Origin of the sequence: Pseudobacter sp., assembly GCF_051955275.1 — a bacterium.
Lineage (GTDB): Bacteria > Bacteroidota > Bacteroidia > Chitinophagales > Chitinophagaceae > Pseudobacter.
The window spans coordinates 51,846-57,891 of the sequence record NZ_JBQCGW010000121.1 but is presented as its reverse complement, the minus strand read 5'-3'; the positions used below and the strand labels follow the sequence as shown (position 1 = coordinate 57,891).

Here is a 6,046-nt window from a genome sequence, read left to right as displayed (position 1 = left end):
TGCAGGAAGGCTTGTTATGCGCATGCTGATGAGCTGTATCCTGGTCATGGTCTGCATATCCGTGATGGCCCAGCAAAGAAAGATCAGTGGTACGGTTATCAACCCCGCTGACAATTCTCCTCTCTCCAACATCAGCGTGGTAGTGAAAGGTACTTCCCGCGGTACTACTACCAACGAAAAAGGCGCCTTCTCCATTAACGCCAGTGAAGGAGAAACGCTCATCATCTCCGCTGTTGGATTTCAAAACCGTGAGATCAAAGTTGGTAAAAGCGATAACATTTCCATTCAGTTGTTACCCAATAACAATGAAATGGAAAGTGTGGTAGTTACTGCCCTTGGTATCAAGCGCGATGAAAAAGCACTTGGCTACTCTGTTTCCAAACTCGGCACGGAGGAGCTCACGGACGCCATGAGCAATAACTGGACGAATGCACTGACCGGTAAAGTAGCCGGTCTGAACCTCATTAAATCAGGCGGTGGTCCTGCAGGTACCAACCGTATCATTCTCCGTGGTGAGAACTCACTCACCGGTTACAGTGATGCCCTCATAGTTGTGGACGGAGTGGTGATCAACAGCAGCTCAGGTTCCATGACAGGTACCGGCAGCAGTTCTTACCTGCAGGCGGAATCTCCCGTTGACTTCGGTACCAGCCTCAATGATATCAACCCGGAAGATATTGAAAGCGTATCCTTCCTGAAAGGCCCCGGTGCTGCTGCCCTCTACGGCGCACGAGGCGCCAACGGTGCCGTGATCATCACCACCAAATCAGGCAAATCCGTTCAACGCGGACTGGGGATTACCCTCAATTCAAACTTCAGCATCGAAAGTATCAACCGCTGGCCTGATTATCAATATGAATACGGTCAGGGTGCAACAGGACAAAGTACCTGGTATTCTTATAACGATTCTGAAGACGGTCCTTCTACCCGCAGCACCAGCTCTGCATGGGGGCCTAAATTCAACGGACAAAGCTATTACCAGTACGATCCCGTTACACGCGCCAAAGGAGAAACAAGAACTCCATGGATCCCTTACAAAGATGCGCGTAAAGACTTTTTCGATAATGCGAGGACCTTCACCAATACCGTGGCTATTGAAGGTGGCACCAAAACAACCAATGCGCGTTTGAGCTTCACCAACCTGGATAACAAATGGATCGTTCCCAATACAGGTTACAAAAGGAATACAGCGGCACTGTCGCTTACCCATAAGTTGTCTGACAAAATGCAGCTGGCCACCAAAGTGAACTACACCAAAAAGAAAAGCGATAACCTGCCCACCACCGGTTACAATAACCAAACCATCATGTACTTCATCAGGGGCTTAACTCCCAACATGAATATGGACTGGTTCAAGGATTACTGGGTGCCGGGCAAAGAAGGTCTGGAACAAACAAGGCCATTCAGTTCCCTGCTGGATAATCCTTATCTGCAGGCCAATGAAATGCTGAACAGCTCCGACAGGAATGGTGTGATCGGCAACCTGTCTGCCACATACAATTTCACTAAGAACCTCAGTGTATTGGTTCGCACCTCACTGGATTGGTCATCTGAAACCCGCTCACAGCAAAGGCCGATGGGTACCCAGAAATTTGTGAACGGTATGTACCGCACGCAGAATATCATTACACAGGAGATCAACTCAGATTTCCTCGCCCGCTATACACATGAGATCACCAGCAAGCTGAAAGGAACACTGTCTGTTGGCGGTAGCACCATCACCAACAAATACAATAAGGATGAAGTAAGATCTGAGAAACTGATCTACCCAGGCATCTACTCTCATGCAAACAGCAAGGACGGATGGCAGGTATTCCCTTATCGTTCACAATTCAAAGTGAACAGTCTGTATGCACTGGCACAATTTGAATATGACGGCTGGTTGTTCATGGATATGACAGGCCGTAACGACTGGGCAAGCCAGCTGGCTACGCCAAAGAGCAAGGACAATGTAAGTTTTTTCTATCCATCCGTGAACCTCAGTACCATTCTGTCTGAGAAGTTCAAAATGCCGGCAGCTATCTCTTTCCTGAAAGTACGTGGATCATGGTCGCAGGTAGGTAGCGGAGGTTTCAGGCCTTACCTGACCTCATACGAGTTTCAGCCAACCCTGTTTCCCGGCGGCCTCGCCAACCCCACCAGCATGCCGAATGCAGAGCTCTCTGCGTTGTTGACCACCAGTCTTGAAGTTGGTCTGGATATCCGTTTCCTCAACAACAGGTTCGGACTGGATGTGGCATTGTACAAGAACAAAACAACTGATGATATCATCAACGTTCCTGTAGACAGGGCAACCGGTTACAGCTCCATGGTGGCCAATGCCGGCCGTGTAGACAACAAGGGTATCGAGATCACGGCCAATGCCGCTGTATATAAAAACCCAAAAGGATTTTCCTGGACGCTGAACGGAACCTTTGCTTCAAACCGCAACAAAGTGGTTGAACTGGTTGAAGGTGTTGATACTTATGTGATGAGCACTGGTCCTGCCAACCGCGGATCCATGGAAGCAAGGCCCGGTGGCAGAATGGGCGACCTCTACGGGATCGGTTACCAGCGTTCACCTGAAGGCCAGATCATCTACAACAGCCAGGGACTGCCGGTGAGAACAGAAGGAATTATTTATCTCGGCAATACCAATGCAGACTGGAAAGCTGGTCTGGGCAGTGAATGGAGATATAAGAACATCGGCTTCAGCGTGCTCTGGGATTGCCAGGTTGGTGGTGTAGCTTATTCACTCACACATGCAGTATTGAGTGAAGAAGGTAAGCTGAAGAAAACATTACCCGGCCGCGATAATGGAATCATCGGAAATGGAGTGGTGCAGACGCCTGATGGCAAATTCGTTCCCAATACAACTGTAGTGACCAATATCCAGGCATACTACGATGCGCATTTCAACAGGGACAATGTGGAAGGAAATATATTCAGCACAGACTTCGTGAAATGGAGGGAAGCCAGGCTGGATTACACATTCAATGCAAAACTGGTGAAGAGGCTGAAACTGCAGAAAGCATCAATCGGTCTTTATGGCCGTGACCTGCTGGTGATCAGCAAATGGCCTTCCTTCGATCCTGAATTCGGTACGCTGAATAACGGAACGGTGGATGCAGGTTTCGAGATCGGACAGTTTCCTTCTACCCGCAGCTTTGGTATTGCACTGTCTGTAGGCTTCTAAACATTGTTTCAATCTAAATTGACAAAAATGAAATCATTAAAAAATAAAATGCTCGCGGTGATGATGCTGTCAGGAGTTGGAATGATGAGCAGCTGCAGCAAAGACTTTGAAAAGATCAATACCAATCCCAATACGGTGAGTGCCGTAAGGCCTGAGGCTTTGATAGAAGCATCCATCTATGACCTGGTGACCAAAAACCAGACCCGCGCGCTCCGCATCACCAACGAACTGATGCAGGTGCACGTAACTACCATCAACTCGGATGAGATCCATCGGTATATCATCCGTCCTTCGGAATCGGATTATATGTGGAACAACTGGTACCTGCAATTGCTGAACATCCGCGACATGTACAACCAGGCGAAGAACCTGGATGATCTTACCTTCCAGGGGATTGCCCGTGTGCTGGAAGCCTGGGTGTTCTCACTGGTAACAGATACTTATGGAGATGTGCCTTATTCCGAAGCACTGAAAGGATACAGTGATGCAGTCTATCAACCCAAATTCGATCCGCAGAAGGATATCTACACTGATATTTTCGCTAAACTGGAAGAGGCCAACGAGGCGCTGAGAACAGCCGCTGTACCTGCTTCTGAAGTTGCGCTCCGCGATCCGCTGTATGGCAAGGCCAATGCTGCCAATATAAATGCACTCTGGAGAAAATTCGGCAATACACTCTACCTGCGTCTCCTGCTCCGCGTTTCCAATAAAACAGAAATGAATGCGGTGGCAAAGATCAAAGAGATCGCTGAAACCAATAAGGCCAATTACCCGATGTTTGCGAGCAATGCAGAATCGGCCGTACTGAAATTCACTACCACACTTCCTTATGTGAGCGCTTTCAACTCATACAGGGATTATGATTTCAACGGGGATAACGGGCTTACACAATTTTTCATCAATACCCTCAATACCTGGGAAGATCCCCGCAGAACAGTGTGGGCCAACACGGTTGGTGTTTCCAACTATGAAGGTGTTCCCAGTGGCTATGCGCCTGGTCAGATCCCCGAGAGGCTGAGCACTTATAAAGTGACGTTGAAGAATGAACCTTTGATGGGAAATATCATCAACTATCCCGAGTTGCAGTTCATGCTGGCAGAATGTGCCCTGAAAGGGTATATCACCGGAAACGCACAAACACTGTATGAGTCCGGTGTGACCAATGCCATCACTTTCTGGAATCTGGCAGTGCCGGCAGGACATCTTGCAAAACCGGGTGTGGCCTGGCTTGCAGCCGGAACTGATGAAGAGAAACTGGAGCAGATCATCACACAGAAATACTTCACCTACTTCTTTACAGATTTCCAGATGTGGTTTGAGCACAGGAGAACCGGTTATCCCATATTGCCTAAAGGCCCTGGTTTACAGAATGGAGGAGAGATGCCTGCCAGGCTCAAGTACCCGGTTTCGGTACAGTCGCTCAACAGGACCAATTACCAGAAGGCCGTTGATGCAATGGGTGGAGATGATATCAATATCAAAGTATGGTGGGCAAAATAATTCCTGCAACTATTCACTTTAAAATGAGAACAATGAAATTCTTACAATATAGTTTATTGATTGCGGGAGTGGTGTCAATGACCTCCTGCCTGAAAGATTACAACAATCCTGCGGAAGGTGTGCTTGCCAGTGATGTGAATATCTGGGCGGTACGCAATGCGTTCAAGGGAAATGCCCTGGAACTGGGGCCCAATACGCTGTCTGGTGCTGTAAACACATATGGCGTGGTGGTGTCTGATGCAGCGTCAAAGAATATCGCTCCAGGTACATTCATATTGCAGAGCGACCTGGCTTCACCCAACCAGGCTGGTGATATCACCAGGGGTATTGTGGTTGATATGGGTGCTTCCACGGTAGTTCCTTTTGTTCCCGGCGATTCTTTGAAGATCAATGTAGAAGGAGCAAAGCTGGAGAAAGTGAATGGCCGCATGACCATCACTGGTGTAAAGGCAGAAAAGATTACCAAACTTGCGAGCAATGCAAGTTTCACTATCCGCCCGGTAACCCTCAATATGGTGGCTTCTTCCTTTGATGATTATGAATCCACTGTGGTGAGTTTTCACGCTGATCTCAAAGACTACAGTGCCGGCGCTACTTTCAGCGGAGAACATACGCTCTATGATAACAGTGGCGCTGATCTGACACTGCTCACCAGGTCAGATGCCGCTTTTGCTGCTGATCCGCTTCCAGCCAATGCAGGGCTGACGGGTGTGGTTACTTATGAAGGAGAGAAGAAGGTGGTACAGCTGAGATCAGCTGCCGATGTGCAGTCTGCCAGCGGCCAGCTGTATGCGGGTTTCCCGGAAAGTTTTGAATCGCCTGATTTTACGGCGAAATCAAGTTACAATATGACTGCCACTAACAATGATATAGATCTCAAGACCGGTAACTGGAAGCTGTTACAGGCGATCCTCGGCAATACATTCCTGCGTGATAAATACAACCTGCCTGGTAAACAATGTGTCCGGATGCAGCAGAACCTGTCTTCTTCAGGATATGTTCAGATGAACTTCGATCTTCCTGATGGTGCTTCCAAAGTGACAGTGTTCTACGGCAAATATTATACTGATGTACCCAGCACTTTCAGACTGGAATACTCCACCAATGGAGGGACTACCTGGACACAGACCGGAGCTGATGTAAAAGATATGCCTGAGCGGGGATCCAAGCAGGCAGTATTCATGGTGAACATTTCCGGCCCCGTTCGTTTCCGGATCAACAAACGTGGCCTGGGCACTTCTTCCGCCACTATCAATAATGGCCGTCTTTGTATAGAAGATTTCGCAATTTATAAAGCACTTTAAAATTCGTTAACATGAGTAAGCGGTAAGAGGGGATTGCTTTTTATAAAAGTTTCCTATCTTACCGCGT

Annotated in this window: 3 protein-coding genes; all 3 read left to right on the top strand. The window is 48.2% G+C overall.

Going from position 1 to position 6,046, the window contains the following annotated elements:
• On the top strand, nucleotides 1-3,175 hold a 3,175-nt coding region (locus ACTHMC_RS10310; RefSeq protein WP_440413030.1), incomplete at its 5' end, for a SusC/RagA family TonB-linked outer membrane protein.
• Nucleotides 3,176-3,202: 27 nt separating this feature from the next.
• A complete protein-coding gene (locus ACTHMC_RS10305; protein WP_440413029.1) occupies nucleotides 3,203-4,675 on the top strand; it encodes a SusD/RagB family nutrient-binding outer membrane lipoprotein in 1,473 nt (490 codons plus the stop codon).
• 32 nt (nucleotides 4,676-4,707) lie between these two features.
• Nucleotides 4,708-5,979 carry a DUF5689 domain-containing protein gene (locus tag ACTHMC_RS10300; RefSeq protein ID WP_440413028.1) on the top strand — a complete coding sequence of 424 codons (1,272 nt, stop codon included), beginning with the start codon at nucleotides 4,708-4,710 and terminating at the stop codon, nucleotides 5,977-5,979.
• Nucleotides 5,980-6,046: the final 67 nt, after the last annotated feature.

What these genes read in the sequence shown, in the direction of transcription:
- ACTHMC_RS10305 (WP_440413029.1), top strand. Translation starts at nt 3,203, where the DNA reads ATGAAATCATTAAAAAATAAAATGCTCGCGGTGATGATGCTGTCAGGA.
- ACTHMC_RS10300 (WP_440413028.1), top strand. Translation starts at nt 4,708, where the DNA reads ATGAAATTCTTACAATATAGTTTATTGATTGCGGGAGTGGTGTCAATG.